Source organism: Lysinibacillus sp. FSL L8-0312 (genome assembly GCF_038003285.1).
Classification (GTDB): Bacteria; Bacillota; Bacilli; order Bacillales_A; family Planococcaceae; genus Lysinibacillus; species Lysinibacillus fusiformis_D.
In genome coordinates this window covers 4,354,018-4,368,210 of record NZ_JBBOOV010000001.1, presented here as the reverse complement: position 1 = coordinate 4,368,210, position 14,193 = coordinate 4,354,018, and the positions used below count along the sequence as shown (strand labels likewise).

12 protein-coding genes are annotated in these 14,193 nt (G+C 39.4%); all 12 read right to left on the bottom strand.

Translation table 11 applies throughout. From position 1 onward, the window contains the following. Nucleotides 1-711: 711 nt before the first annotated feature. The 12 genes from MHI22_RS21760 to MHI22_RS21705 all read right to left on the bottom strand — a co-directional run bounded on the left by MHI22_RS21760 (nucleotide 712) and on the right by MHI22_RS21705 (nucleotide 14,142). Nucleotides 712-1,227, bottom strand: coding sequence for a DoxX family protein (locus MHI22_RS21760; RefSeq protein ID WP_036121376.1), 516 nt, complete (start codon nucleotides 1,225-1,227; stop codon nucleotides 712-714). 458 nt (nucleotides 1,228-1,685) lie between these two features. Continuing rightward, nucleotides 1,686-1,955 (bottom strand): 30S ribosomal protein S15, encoded by a 270-nt coding sequence (gene rpsO, locus MHI22_RS21755; protein WP_036121378.1) that lies wholly within the window; start codon nucleotides 1,953-1,955, stop codon nucleotides 1,686-1,688. A gap of 173 nt (nucleotides 1,956-2,128) precedes the next feature. Further along, a complete protein-coding gene (gene ribF, locus MHI22_RS21750; protein WP_036121380.1) occupies nucleotides 2,129-3,076 on the bottom strand; it encodes a riboflavin biosynthesis protein RibF in 948 nt (315 codons plus the stop codon). A gap of 12 nt (nucleotides 3,077-3,088) precedes the next feature. Then, on the bottom strand, nucleotides 3,089-4,000 hold the full coding sequence (gene truB / locus MHI22_RS21745; RefSeq protein ID WP_036121383.1) for a tRNA pseudouridine(55) synthase TruB: 912 nt from the start codon (nucleotides 3,998-4,000) through the stop codon (nucleotides 3,089-3,091). A gap of 111 nt (nucleotides 4,001-4,111) precedes the next feature. Further along, the gene (rbfA, locus tag MHI22_RS21740) at nucleotides 4,112-4,453 is read right to left on the bottom strand and encodes a 30S ribosome-binding factor RbfA (RefSeq protein ID WP_036121387.1); all 342 of its coding nucleotides are present in this window, start codon (nucleotides 4,451-4,453) and stop codon (nucleotides 4,112-4,114) included. A 78-nt stretch (nucleotides 4,454-4,531) separates the two neighbouring features. After that, nucleotides 4,532-4,810: a DUF503 domain-containing protein gene (locus MHI22_RS21735; RefSeq protein WP_036121391.1), complete on the bottom strand. Its 279-nt coding sequence runs from the start codon at nucleotides 4,808-4,810 to the stop codon at nucleotides 4,532-4,534. Further along, nucleotides 4,810-7,101, bottom strand: coding sequence for a translation initiation factor IF-2 (infB, locus tag MHI22_RS21730; protein ID WP_089932001.1), 2,292 nt, complete (start codon nucleotides 7,099-7,101; stop codon nucleotides 4,810-4,812). The genes MHI22_RS21735 and infB overlap by 1 nt, the downstream gene beginning before the upstream one ends. 14 nt (nucleotides 7,102-7,115) lie before the next feature. Then, a complete protein-coding gene (locus tag MHI22_RS21725) occupies nucleotides 7,116-7,424 on the bottom strand; it encodes a YlxQ family RNA-binding protein (protein WP_036121397.1) in 309 nt (102 codons plus the stop codon). After that, complete coding sequence (rnpM, locus tag MHI22_RS21720; protein ID WP_036121399.1) at nucleotides 7,421-7,699, bottom strand: RNase P modulator RnpM; 279 nt, start codon at nucleotides 7,697-7,699, stop codon at nucleotides 7,421-7,423. Before rnpM ends, MHI22_RS21725 begins: the two co-directional genes overlap by 4 nt. A gap of 136 nt (nucleotides 7,700-7,835) precedes the next feature. After that, nucleotides 7,836-8,975, bottom strand: a complete 1,140-nt coding sequence (nusA, locus tag MHI22_RS21715) for a transcription termination factor NusA (protein ID WP_058843511.1) — start codon at nucleotides 8,973-8,975, stop codon at nucleotides 7,836-7,838. A 24-nt stretch (nucleotides 8,976-8,999) separates the two neighbouring features. Beyond that, on the bottom strand, nucleotides 9,000-9,476 hold the full coding sequence (rimP, locus tag MHI22_RS21710; protein ID WP_036121405.1) for a ribosome maturation factor RimP: 477 nt from the start codon (nucleotides 9,474-9,476) through the stop codon (nucleotides 9,000-9,002). Nucleotides 9,477-9,810: 334 nt separating this feature from the next. Further along, nucleotides 9,811-14,142, bottom strand: a complete 4,332-nt coding sequence (locus tag MHI22_RS21705) for a PolC-type DNA polymerase III (protein WP_089932000.1) — start codon at nucleotides 14,140-14,142, stop codon at nucleotides 9,811-9,813. Nucleotides 14,143-14,193: the final 51 nt, after the last annotated feature.

Genomic DNA, 14,193 nt, shown 5'->3' with positions numbered 1-14,193 from the left:
TATACGGATTTTCAATGGATTCCTACCAAAAGGTACAAGCTTAAATATCAATTTATGATAACATTGCGCTCATCATACAACATCTTATCAGTATAAAGAAAGTCACATAGCAAGTAAAGCTAAAACAAAAATAGAGGTACTATCAATCATACCCTGTAACGATTTGCTACAGGGTATTTGATCTTAGTGTTGAAAAACAAAACCATCTAGAGCATTTTTGTGAAAGATGAAAGTAGATTTCCGTTGCAGGCTACTTGCTTTCCTGTAGGCGAGCGCCAAGCCGCTTCCTCCACTCCAATCCATAAAAATGTTCACTTTTTAGCGAAGGTTCGAGTGAAGATGTTCACTACTCATTTTACAGAGAGGTGTTGTCACTCATCACTTCTCTACATTGAAATAAGAGCCTATTCTCTCTAATAATATAAATGAAGGGCAATTTTGTTCAGGAAAAGACACTTTTGTAGAATGGTTGATTGAGTGGAGCCAGCGTCACTCCTAGGGGATTTAGCGTCATAGCTGAGACCCGGAGCGAACGCAGTGAGTGAAGCGGCTCATCGGACGCCCCCTGGAAAGGACACTGGCGGAACGGAAATCAACCCCTCGCCTTGCGAAAGGTTCTTTTTCTGCTATTGCTATCACCTTTTTTCAACAACATAATCAAATACTCTGTAACGATTTGCTACAGGGTATTTGATTTTATGAAATCGTAAGTTATGTAGTTTTCGTCATGGAGTGCATTGTATTTTTTTCTAGCTTCATTTTTTTGCTTATGATAGGCATTACGAAGCGATCAAGCCCAAATTTTCCAGCATTATAGCCTGCCACAACGATAAAGATCGCCAGTAGAATATCAAATGGATTACTAGAAATCGTACCAGCTAGCAAGAAGGCAAAATTCATAACCATTCCAAAAAATGCTGCATATGTAGTTAAGCACCCTAGTATTAAGCCAAGACCGACAAGGAATTCTCCCCAAGGAATGACCACATTAAATATTTCAGCATTTGGCAAGGCAAATGACTCTATAAATTTTACATATGTAGGATATACCACTTTTTCTCCACTCATGACAGGATTCTCTGATGCAAATGTTAAAAACCCTGAGGCATCAAATCCATTCGTCAATTTACTCCAACCTGCTGTCAGCCAATGCCAGCCCAAGTAAATACGCACGGCTGTTAGAATAGCAGCAACAATGTTATTCTCTCTTAAAAATGTATTAAACATTAACCAATCCCTACTCTCTATTTTTTACTTTTCACAACGGTCTTCAATAAATCTATAGAGATCAGCTATTCTCCACACTTGCACCCTGTTGTCCTTCGTAGATTGTGAACATTTTATAAATGACTATTCATTCGTAAACGAAAAAACAACCACTATTCAATTCGTTCAATGCATTGAGCAGCAACAAAGATAGACTATCGCATAGTTTTTGAATTTGGTTGCGAAATGTGATTAGAATATACCATCCTTTTCAACCATACTAAATTGTTTTGATGATTCGTTCATCGTTGTGTAATAAAGTTATGGCTTATTGTTGAACAACATAAAATAATAGACGAGAATAAACCTGCATTATGAACAATACGCTGCATATATGTCGCAAGTTTCAACCATAAAAAAAGACTGTAGACAAACTAAAATTTGTCTACAGTCTAATACAGCTATACTTGCGCTTTGAATTAGCGACGTAAGCCTAAACGGTTGATTAGTTCACGGTAACGTTGTACGTCTGTTTCACGAAGATATTTTAATAAGTGACGACGACGACCTACCATTTTAAGAAGACCACGCTCAGAGTGGAAATCTTTTTTGTGTGTACGTAAGTGAGCATTTAGAGCGTTGATTTCCTCTGTTAATACTGCAACTTGTACTTCTGGTGAACCAGTGTCACTTTCGTGAGTACGGTACTCAGCGATAATTTCGTTTTTACGTTCTTTTGTAATAGCCATTTGAATGGACCTCCTAAAATATAATGAATCCCCATTAGCACAGTAAACGTTGGAGTCATCGATATACCGAGCTAAGGTTAAGCATTTATGCACTTATGAATGTTACCATAAATCATTTGATCAAGCAAGTAAAACGTCGGCTTGAATGTTGTCATCTCATCATGCTGTGACGCTTACAAATCGTTAAAGTATCGGATAGCTTCTTGTTTATCCTTTTCGATTTGCGCTTTCAACGCCTCAATCCCATCGAATTTTCGTTCGCTTCGAATCCGTTTGTACCAAGCTACATGTACTTCTTCACCATAAATATTTTTATCAAAGTTTAAAATATGGACCTCAATCGATAATTGCTTATCATTTGGATCTTTGAAAGTTGGTTTGTAGCCCACATTACAAACACCATCATACCAGTTATTTTGCACGAGTAAACGAACAGCATAAACACCACTTGCTGGAATGAAAGTGCCTTCTAAAGCTTGGACATTTGCTGTAGGGAAGCCAATAGTACGTCCGCGTTTATCACCGTGTACAACAATCCCATTGATTTCAAATGGTCTGCCTAATAGTGTTGTAGCTTCTTCCATATCGCCCTCTTGTAGTAGCTTCCGGATACGGGTAGAGCTGATTTTCTCAACATCGTCTGTTTTCTTCTCCACAATGGTTACACCATACTCACCATTACTTAATGCACGCATATCGTCCATAGTTCCTTTTCCGAATGCCCCAAACGAATAATCAAAGCCAGCTGTAACATGTTGAATATTTAATCCACGAATAAAAGTATCAATAAATGCTGCTGGTGAAAGCTTAGCAAAATCAGAGGTGAAATGGACAACAAACACCGTATCCACACCCTGTTCTTCAAAGAGCTGTAATTTCTGTTGTAAGAGTGTAATATAAAAAACTTTTTCATTACGTCCACCAAGAACTAATGAAGGATGTGGATCAAATGTCATCACTGCAGTCGGAATTTGCCGCTTATTTCCCTCTTCCTTCGCTGTCTTGATAACTGCCTGATGCCCTCTATGTACACCATCGAAAAAGCCAAGAGCAAGCGAATATGGCTGCATGCTTTCTCGTTGCTGTAATTGATGTGGGTATTTTAAATGAATGACCTCCATTGAAAAATCCTCCTACTCTATCGTCGGAAACATCTTGTGTGGCTTCATCAAACCATCCTTCGTAGGGTGAGCCTGATAAACCGCCACTGCCTTTCCATTGATTCCAAACACAATTTTATCATGACTCTTTAATAATGCATCTGCTGGAAGCACTTGTCCATTGAAAATTTCTTTTTCATTGGCGGCAGTAATCTCAATATATGGATAGTCTGCTAATGCATACTCGACAGGTAAAATACAGGTAGCTGCTTGCTCTGCATCCATTAGCTCAGCAACCTGCGCTAATGTAAAGCAGTTATCACGAGTAAAGGTGCCTGAGGCTGTGCGTACGAGCTCCTTCATATGTGCAGGATAGCCAAGAGCTTCACCAATTTGCACAGCTAGTGTACGAATATAGGTCCCTTTACTGCAAGCAATACGAACCGGAAATGTAATCTCTTGCCCCTCATATTGTTCAATCTCATCAAGCAGCTCTAAAGCATAAATCGTTACTTGACGTGTTGGTCTTTCAACCGTTTCGCCTTTTCTGGCATACTCATAGAGACGTTTTCCATTTACTTTTACCGCTGAAAACATTGGTGGCGTTTGTTCAATAACACCTGTTAATGTAGCTAACACCTCTAACAGCTGCTCACGAGAAAAGCTTTTTGTGGTCTGATCTTGCGCAACCGTTTCGCCTTCTGCATCCTCTGTTGTTGTAGTACGGCCGATTGAAATGATAGCTTCATAGACCTTTCCTGCATCGGTTAAATATTCAGCAATACGCGTTGCTTGGCCAATACAAATAGGTAGCACACCCTCTACTCCCGGGTCTAGTGTCCCTGTATGCCCAACTTTTTTTGTGCGCAAAATTTTCCGTAATTTAAAGACACAATCATGGCTCGTCATGCCTCTTTCTTTCCAAAGTGGTAAAATACCGTTCATATTAGTGCCTCCCAGTTACCTTCTCTATCATCGACTACGTATTGACATAATCTTTTTCCATAAAGATAAAAGTCTGCCTGCATTAACATGCATGTGGCAGACTTTTTTAGCTTATTCTTTGTGTAAACCTCTTAACAATGAATCAATACGGTTACCATATTCAATCGATGAATCAAATTCAAAGAGTAGTTCTGGTGTACGTCGTAAACGAATGCGTGATCCGATTTCTGATCGAATGAAGCCAGAAGCTTTTACTAAAGCTTTAAGCGTTTCTTCACGTTCACGCTCATTGCCTAAAGATGTAATATAAATTGTCGCTTGCTGTAAATCACCCGTTACATCAACACCTGTAACAGTCACAAAACCAACACGCGGATCTTTTATTTTACGGCCAATAATATCGCCAAGCTCTTTTTTCATTTGCTCAGCAACACGGTTTGAACGTAGAGACATAATTTGTCACCTCTATTTCGATGTACAGATAGCTGTGCATTTCATTGCTGTATCAAGCTTACAGCTATCTACTATTGCTTATAAATAATCTCGCCACACATCAAGCTGTTCCCATGATGGATTTGACTGCAAATAATGGAGCGCATGATTTATTTCCCGTTCAGCTGCATCTTTTGATGAAGAAACAGCAACAAGTCCTAATTTCGTACGCTGCCATACATTTTGATGGTCAATTTCCGCAATAGAAACATTAAATTTCTGCTTTGTGCGGGTAATCATACGCTGTAAGACAGCGCGTTTTTCCTTTAACGAATGGGCAGTTTGAATGATGAATTCAACCTCTGCATAAACGATCATTAGACGCGTTTAACTTCTTCCATAATATAGGCTTCAATAATATCGCCTTCTCTAATATCGTTGAAGTTTGTAATCGTAATACCACATTCGTATCCTCTTGCTACTTCTTTCACTTCATCTTTGAAGCGTTTAAGCGTATCTAGCTCACCTTCAAATATAACCACATTATCGCGGATTACACGTACACCTGAATCACGCGTTACTTTTCCTTCTGTTATATATGAACCAGCAATTGTACCAACTTTTGATACTTTAATTGTTTGACGAACTTCTGCTTGACCAATAATTTTTTCTTCAAACTCAGGATCAAGCATACCTTTCATCGCTTGTTCAATCTCTTCAATTACTTTATAGATGATGCGGTGTAAGCGAATATCTACACCCTCTTCTTCTGCAGCACGTTTTGCGTTAACATCTGGACGTACGTTAAATCCAATAACAATCGCATTGGAAGCTGCTGCAAGAGAAATATCAGATTCTGTAATAGCACCCGCACCTGTGTGAATAATTTTCACATTTACGCCTTCTACATCAATTTTCATTAATGAGGCAGCCATTGCTTCAACAGTACCTTGAACGTCAGCTTTCACAATTAAGTTAAGCTCTTTCATTTCGCCTTGGCTCATTTGTTCAAATAAGTTATCCAACGTAACACGTTGTTTTTCTGAACGCTGTGCTTGAATTGCTGACATGGCACGAGTTTCACCAACTTGGCGTGCTGTTTTCTCGTCTTCAAAGACTACGAAGCGGTCACCAGCTTGAGGTACATCGTTTAAACCTGTAATTTCTACTGGTGTCGATGGGCCAGCTTCTTTTACACGACGACCTTTGTCATTCACCATCGCACGTACACGACCATACGTATGACCTACAACAATTGGATCTCCTACTTTTAATGTTCCATCTTGTACTAATAGCGTAGCAACAGAGCCACGTCCTTTATCAAGCTGTGCTTCAATAACTGTACCAAGCGCTAAACGATCTGGGTTCGCTTTAAGCTCACCAACCTCGGCTACAAGTAAAATCATTTCTAACAATGTATCAATGCCTTCACCTTTTAATGCAGAAATCGGTACGAAAATTGTTTCGCCGCCCCATGCTTCAGGAACTAAGCCATGCTCTGTTAATTCTTGCATGACACGATCAGGATTTGCTGATGGTTTATCCATTTTATTCACAGCTACAATAATTGGTACTTCGGCTGCTTTAGCGTGATTAATCGCTTCTACTGTTTGCGGCATGACACCATCGTCAGCAGCAACTACTAAAATGGTTAAGTCAGTTACTTTTGCTCCACGTGCTCGCATTGTTGTGAAAGCAGCGTGTCCTGGTGTATCAAGGAAAGTAATTTTCTTGTCGCCTTCCGTTACTTGGTATGCCCCAATATGTTGTGTGATACCACCGGCTTCTCCTGCTGTCACTTTCGTATTACGAATAGAATCCAATAATGTTGTTTTACCGTGGTCAACGTGACCCATGATTGTTACAACTGGTGGACGTTCTGATAATACTGCTTCGTTCACTTCTTCTATTTGCTCGAAGTGTGTTTCTAAATCCGTAATATCTACACGAATTTCTTCTTCCACTTCTACACCGTAGTCTGCGCAGATTAATTCAATTGCATCCTTATCTAATTCTTGGTTAATTGTTGCCATTACACCAAGCATAAATAATTTCTTAATGATTTCAGATGGCTCACGGTGTAATTTTTTTGCTAATTCCGCTACTGATAATGATTCAACAAAAGTAATTTTTTCTGGCAGTTCCTTTTGTTTTACTGGTATAGACGGTTGATGCGTTTTTGGATGGCGACGTTTGCCTCCATGAATGCCTGGTTTTGGACGTTGGTTGTAACCACCGCCACCTCTACGATTATTATTATTATTGTTATTATTATTATTTTGTGTCATATTTCTATTTTGATTACCTTTTGTATTCTTAGATTTTTCGTTAGACGAATTTGAGTTTTGCTGTGTGTGTTGCTGATTGTTTGCTTTAGGCTTAGAAGTAGCAGATTGCTGCCTTTGTCCTTCTTGCATTTTCACCGAATGCTGTGGTTTTTGCTGTCCATTCGATTGAGGTCTTTGCCCCATATTTTGAATGGGTTTTTTTGCTGCTACATTTTTCTCAGGTGTTGCTTTAAATGATTGGTTTAACTTTGCCACAATATCTTTTTCCAACATCGACATATGGTTTGTTACACTCACATTTAATTTACTTAGTGCTTCAATAACCTCTTTACTCGTTTTATTCACTTGCTTCGCATATTCATGAACTCTGATTTTGGTCATCTGCTCACCCCCGATTAGTTTTCGTTGAGTAGACTAGACAATTTACGTGCAAAACCTTTATCGGTAATAGCTAAAGCCACTCGGGCCTCCTTACCTGTAGCATGTCCTAGATCGTAGCGATCTCCAATTACATGATACTCAACGTTGTAGTACGTGCACTTATCTTGAATTTTCTTACTAGAGTTTTTAGAGGCATCGTTTGCAAGCAATACTAGCTTAGCATTGCCATTCCGAACTTCCTTTACTACTAACTCTTCTCCTGAAATCACTTTACGTGCTCTTGCTGCGATCCCAAGCAAATTAAATATTGCTTGATTTATCATAAAATTGACTCCCTACGAATCAGCAAAATAAGTTCCTCATAAATTTCTTCAGGAATTTTAACATCAAGCTGGTGCCCTAATACATTTTTTTTGCGCGCGATGTCGATTGCATTCTCTGATTTAGATACATATGCACCACGCCCAGGCTTTTTTCCGGAGATATCTACACTTACTTCGCCCTCTTTTGAACGAACAACACGTACCATCTCTTTCTTTGGTAGCATTTCTCCAGTTGCTACACATTTACGAAGAGGTACCTTTTTGTTTACAGCCATAAGAATCACCATTCCTCTCTGAAGCTTGTCGTAAGAGGTGGACAAGTCATGCTCTACTTGACGCTCTGACAGTATTCAGTCGGCGTAGGGGGCCCACTGAATACTGTCAGCTAACTCGTCACACGGGCTTTCTTACTTATTCTTCGTCGTCTTGATATAAGTCAACTGCCACGTCATCAAAATCACTTTCTTCATCTTCAGCAGGGATGAAAGTGCTTGTAGCAGAAGGATAAATACCTAATTCACGAGCATCTGTTTCACTCTTAATATCAATTTTCCAACCAGTAAGCTTTGCAGCTAGACGTGCATTTTGCCCACGTTTACCAATTGCTAATGATAATTGATAGTCTGGTACGACAACCGTAGTTGATTTTTCTTCCTCGTTCACTTGAACATCTAATACTTTCGATGGGCTTAATGCATTGGCTACGAATACAATTGGATCTTCAGACCATTCTACAATATCAATTTTTTCACCATTTAGTTCATTGACAATCGTTTGTACACGAGCACCTTTAGCTCCAACACATGAACCTACTGGATCTACTTCTTCATTATGTGCATGGACAGAAATTTTAGAGCGATCTCCAGCTTCACGAGCAATTGATTTAATTTCTACAATACCTTCATAAATTTCAGGTACTTCCATCTCAAATAATCGACGTAATAAACCAGGATGTGTACGAGACACAATCACTTGTGGTCCACGTGTCGTACGCTCAACCTTTGTAATATATACTTTGATACGATCATGTGGATGATAAGATTCGCCTTGAATTTGTTCATTAATTGGCAATGCAGCTTCTACTTTCCCTAAACCTACATAGATATTTCGAGCATCCAAACGTTCCACGACACCTGTTACGATATCATCTTCACGGTCTACATATTGCTCATAGATTAATCCTCGCTCCGCTTCACGTACACGTTGTGTGACAACTTGTTTTGCTGTTTGTGCGGCAATACGTCCGAAGTTGCGTGGTGTTACTTCCTGTTCCACGATATCTTCTAGCTGATAAGCTGGATTAATGACTTTTGCATCTTCTAAAGAAATTTGCAAACGATCATCTTCTACCTCTTCCACAACATCTTTACGTGAAAATACACGAATAGAGCCCTTATCTAAATTTAAGTCCACTCGAACATTTTGTGCTTGATTAAAGTTGCGTTTGTAAGCTGTAACTAATGCCGCTTCAATGGCTTCAATTAACACATCTCTTGAAATTCCTTTTTGTTCTTCTAGCGCATTCAACGCATCTAACAAATCACTACTCATTTTGTTTTCACTCCTAAATATGCATTATGCTGAAAAATCAATGGCAAGTCGTGCCAATGCGATTTTTTCTTGTTCAATTGTTACTGTCATTTTACGTGTTTTAATACGTACTTCCACCACTAATGTATGTTCATCGTATGACGTTAAGTAGCCTTGGAATTCCTTCATGTCCTTAATGGGTTCATAGGTTTTTACATAAATAAATTTGCCAATTGCTTTTTCAAAATCCGTATCTTTTTTTAAGGGGCGCTCTGCTCCAGGTGAAGAAACTTCTAAATAATAGTTTTGTGTAATTGGATCTTTTTCATCCAATAACAGGCTTAGTCGTTCACTAACTTGAGCACATTGGTCAATGTCAATGTCACCCTCAGGCGTATCGACATAAACACGTAAAAACCAGTTACGTCCTTCTTTGACGTACTCAATATCCACTAGCTCAAGATTTAACTCATCCACAATTGGTTTAGCGAGCTCTTCAATTAAAGATGGTACTTTGCTCATTGTTGCCTCCTGTATTTATCAAATTCTAGCGTATGAATTGTTCATCACTGTAAGTTAATGCAGTAATGAATCATAATAAAACAGAAATTCCACCAGTTGCTTTGGTGAAATTTTACGGTCTTACCTGCTGTTAGTCAAAATTTGTTTTGCTACGGTATAACAACAGAAAAGAGCGGGTATGCCCCACTCTTTTGCTGGAAAAATATCAACAAATTATTACCATAAGGATAGCACAGTTCTCGGCACAATGCAAATTTCCTTCATGACAGTTAACCATATTGTGTCAGGATTTTGAAATTCTACAGTGACCTTTCGCCACGACACAAATCACTTACTAAAAAAGTGATAACTGATTGGCATCAGGCATGCCTTCTAAGCAACCAAGTTGGTCCATGTATTCGATAAGTGTTTTCGATACACGCCCACGTTGCTGTAAATCTTCCTTGGATAAAAACTCTCCCTCTTCCCGAGCGGCTACAATCGTTTTGGCAACGTTGGTTCCAAGTCCTGGAATCGCATCGAACGGAGGAATTAATGAATTGCCATCAATGACAAATTCACTTGCTTGAGAACGGTATAAGTCAACTTTCTGGAAACTCATGCCTCGTTCACACATTTCCAATGCAAGCTCCATCACCGTTAATAAGTTCTTCTCTTTAGTGGATGCATCTAAACCTTTCATATTGATTTCATCAATACGTGCTCGAATCATTTGCGACCCTTGAACCATCGCAATTAAATCAAAGTCATCTGCACGAACTGTGAAATACGCTGCGTAATAGAGGATTGGGAAATGTACCTTGAACCAAGCAATACGTACAGCCATTAGCACATATGCTGCCGCATGGGCTTTCGGGAACATATATTTTATCTTTTTACAAGATTCGATATACCAGCCTGGGACTTTATTGGCGAGCATCTCAGCTTCAAACTCCTCAGATAAGCCTTTCCCTTTACGTACAGACTCCATGATTTTAAAGGCCAGTGATGGTTCTAGACCTTGATAAATTAAATACACCATAATATCATCACGACAACCAATTACTTCTTTCAGCACACATGTACCGTTTTGAATTAATTCCTGTGCGTTGCCTAGCCATACGTCGGTTCCGTGGGAAAGTCCAGAAATTTGGACAAGCTCTGAGAATGTGGAAGGCTTTGTATCTTCAAGCATTTGACGTACGAAACGTGTACCAAATTCCGGGATACCCAATGTTCCTGTCTTACAGCCAATCTGCTTTTCTGTGACTCCTAACGTTTCTGGAGAACTAAAAATTTTCATTACGACAGGATCATCGGTTGGGATTGTTTTTGGATCTATTCCAGATAAATCCTGCAACATCCTGATAACCGTCGGATCATCGTGTCCAAGTATATCAAGCTTTAAAATATTGTCATGAATAGAGTGGAAGTCAAAATGGGTTGTCCGCCATTCTGCATCCTGTGCATCTGCAGGGAACTGCACTGGAGAAAAGTCATAAATATCCATGTAATCAGGTACAACGATAATTCCCCCAGGGTGTTGCCCAGATGTACGTTTTACTCCTGTACAGCCTTGCACTAAACGGTCGACTTCCGCACCTCGGAAATGTAAATTATGATCATTTGCATAGCCCTTTACATAGCCATATGCTGTTTTCTCTGCCACTGTACCAATAGTTCCAGCACGATAAACATAATCCTCTCCAAATAGCACCTTCGTATAGTTATGAGCTTGTGGTTGGTATTCACCAGAAAAATTCAAATCGATATCGGGTACCTTGTCACCTTTAAAACCAAGGAAGGTTTCAAATGGTATATCTTGTCCATCTTTTTTATAAGGTGTGCCGCATTCCGTACAGTCTTTATTTGGCAAGTCAAAGCCTGAGCTGACCGAACCATCATCAAAAAACTCAGAATGCTTACAATTAGGACAAATATAATGAGGAGGTAATGGGTTAACCTCTGTAATTTCCATGAAGGTTGCGACTAATGAAGAACCAACCGAACCACGTGAACCAACTAAATAGCCATCAGCTAATGACTTTTTCACCAGTTTGGCTGAAATTAAATAAATAACACCAAAGCCGTGTCCCAAAATCGATTTTAATTCTTTTTCAATTCGAGCTTTCACGATTTCTGGTAACTCCTCACCATAAATACGATGGGCCATTTCGTACGTTAAATTGGTTACCTCATCATCGGAGCCTTCAATTTTTGGTGTATAGAGGTCATCCTTAATCGGTTTTACATCACCAATACTCTCTGCAATTTTTTGCGCATTCGTTACAACCACTTCTTTTGCAAGATCTGGTCCTAAAAAATCAAATTCCTTGAGCATTTCATCCGTTGTTCTAAAATGAACCTCAGGTAGCTTGGATCGATTTAAAATATTAGCTCCACCCTGTGAACCAATAAGTATTTGCCTAAACATGGCATCTGTTGGATCTAAATAGTGGACATTTCCAGTGGCAACAACAGGTTTATCTATCTTCTTCCCAAGCTTAACAAGCTTACGAATAATATCCTCTAACGTCCATTCATCACGTACAACATTGCGTTCAATTAGTGGCGCATACACAGCTTTCGGTTGTACCTCGATATAATCATAGAATCGAGCAACTTGCTCTGCTTCCTCAGGTGACTTATTCATCATCGTTTCGAAGAGTTCACCATTACTGCAGCCTGAACCTACTAATAAACCTTCGCGATACTGCTCGAGTACAGCCCGTGTCACTCGAGGAACACGATAGAATGTTTTCGTATGAGAATGTGAGACGATTTTAAATAAGTTTTTTAAGCCCACATTATCAACGGCTAAAATCGTACAATGCATTGGTCGACCTTTTTTATAGGCATCGCCACCACCAATATGCTTATTGAAGTCGTCATGGTAATTAATCGCTAGCTCATCTGCATCTTTTAATAAATGTAATAGTAGATAGCCTGTCGCCTCTGTATCGTAAATCGCTCGGTGATGTTGTGTTAATTCAATATTGAATTTTTTACACAGTGTGTTTAAACGATGATTTTTCATAGTAGGATAAAGCAATCTTGCAAGCTCTAATGTATCAATGACCGGATGGGTTGTTCCTTCAAGGCCAAATTTCTTATAGCCTGTATATAAGAAACCTATATCAAATGATGCGTTATGAGCAACAACTATTGCGTCACCAATAAAGGCATGAAATTCTTTAATCACTTGCTCCACTTCAGGTGCATTTCGAACCATATCATCTGTAATTCCTGTTAGTTCAATGGTAGTAGCCGAAAGTGGATGATGTGGATTGGCAAAGCTTTCGTATTTATCTATGACATGCCCGTCTTTAATTTTTACTGCGGCCAATTCAATAATCGTATCGTAAGCCGTAGATAGCCCTGTTGTTTCTACGTCAAAGACAACATACGTTGTGTCTGCTAATAAACGATGTTCAGGAGCATAGGCAATCGGTACACCATCATCTACTAAATTTGCTTCTAGACCATAAATGACCTTGATCCCATGTTTTTTTCCTGCTGCATATGCTTCAGGGAAGGATTGCACAACAGCATGATCCGTAATAGCTATTGCTGGATGCCCCCATTTTGCGGCCTGTGCAACAAGCCGGTCAACAGGTGTAACTGCGTCCATTTGGCTCATCGGTGTGTGCAAATGTAACTCAACACGTTTTTCGCCCTCTGGTGCTAAATCTTGTCGTGTTTCTTTTTTGATTTCATTAATATCATTCGCCATGACAATTAAATCACGGATGAATGTATCCGTTTGAACAGAGCCTCGCACTTTAACCCACATGCCCTTTTTCAGATGCTGCATTAATTCTGCATCATCATTATCACGAGAGAACATTTTAACGATGATGGAATCTGTATAGTCGGTAATTTTAATTTGTAATAAGGAGCGTCCACTTTTTAGCTCTTTAATCTCCGTATCAAAAACAAACCCTTCAATAATGACACGGCGTTCTTCCTCGACAATCCGTTTAATTTCCACTATTTCATCATCTTTAATATGCATTCCAAGCTGGAATGGACGGTCACCAAGATTCGCCAATGCCGGGTTATCCTTTTTCTCTTGCTCACGTTTTTGGAAATCTTGCATCGCTTGCTGCGCTAGGGCCACTTCTTCCATACGTTTCTGCTCCATAAACGCCTCTTGTGCCGCGATCATTTCTTCCGTCTCTTCTTGTAGTACAAAGTCGATTACCATATGGGGGAAGCCGAATTGACCATAGCTTTCGGAAAGCTTGTCAGCATACTTTGTTTTCAGCATCATAAATTCCATTTCCTGCATGCAGGACAAAGTAATTTTTTGGCCATTCCACATTGGCACTTGAGAGATGAGACAGCTTTTAAGCGTCGGTGCCATCTCATCAATTTGTTCCACAACACTTAACCAGTAAGCTTGCACCAGTTCCTCTGTCACATTTTTCTCTACCGTTTCAAAGGTAGTATTAATTTGTGCAATTGCTGAAAATTTCTCCGTTAAATGTGTACGGAAAAGCTGATATAACGGAAACGGCAGTATATCTTGTAATTTAATGGTGAAATGCCAAAGTCTAACCTTTTTATGGACTGTTAGGCGTGATAATTCACCTTCCTCAAAAAATGACATGTACACATCATCTGTTAATTCTAATTGTTGCAAGAGCATTCGAAGTCTCATTCTTGCCTCTTGTTGCTGTTCCAATCTAACGACACCTACTTTCAGAAAGAGGTAGGTTGTTAAGCCTCCTCTTCT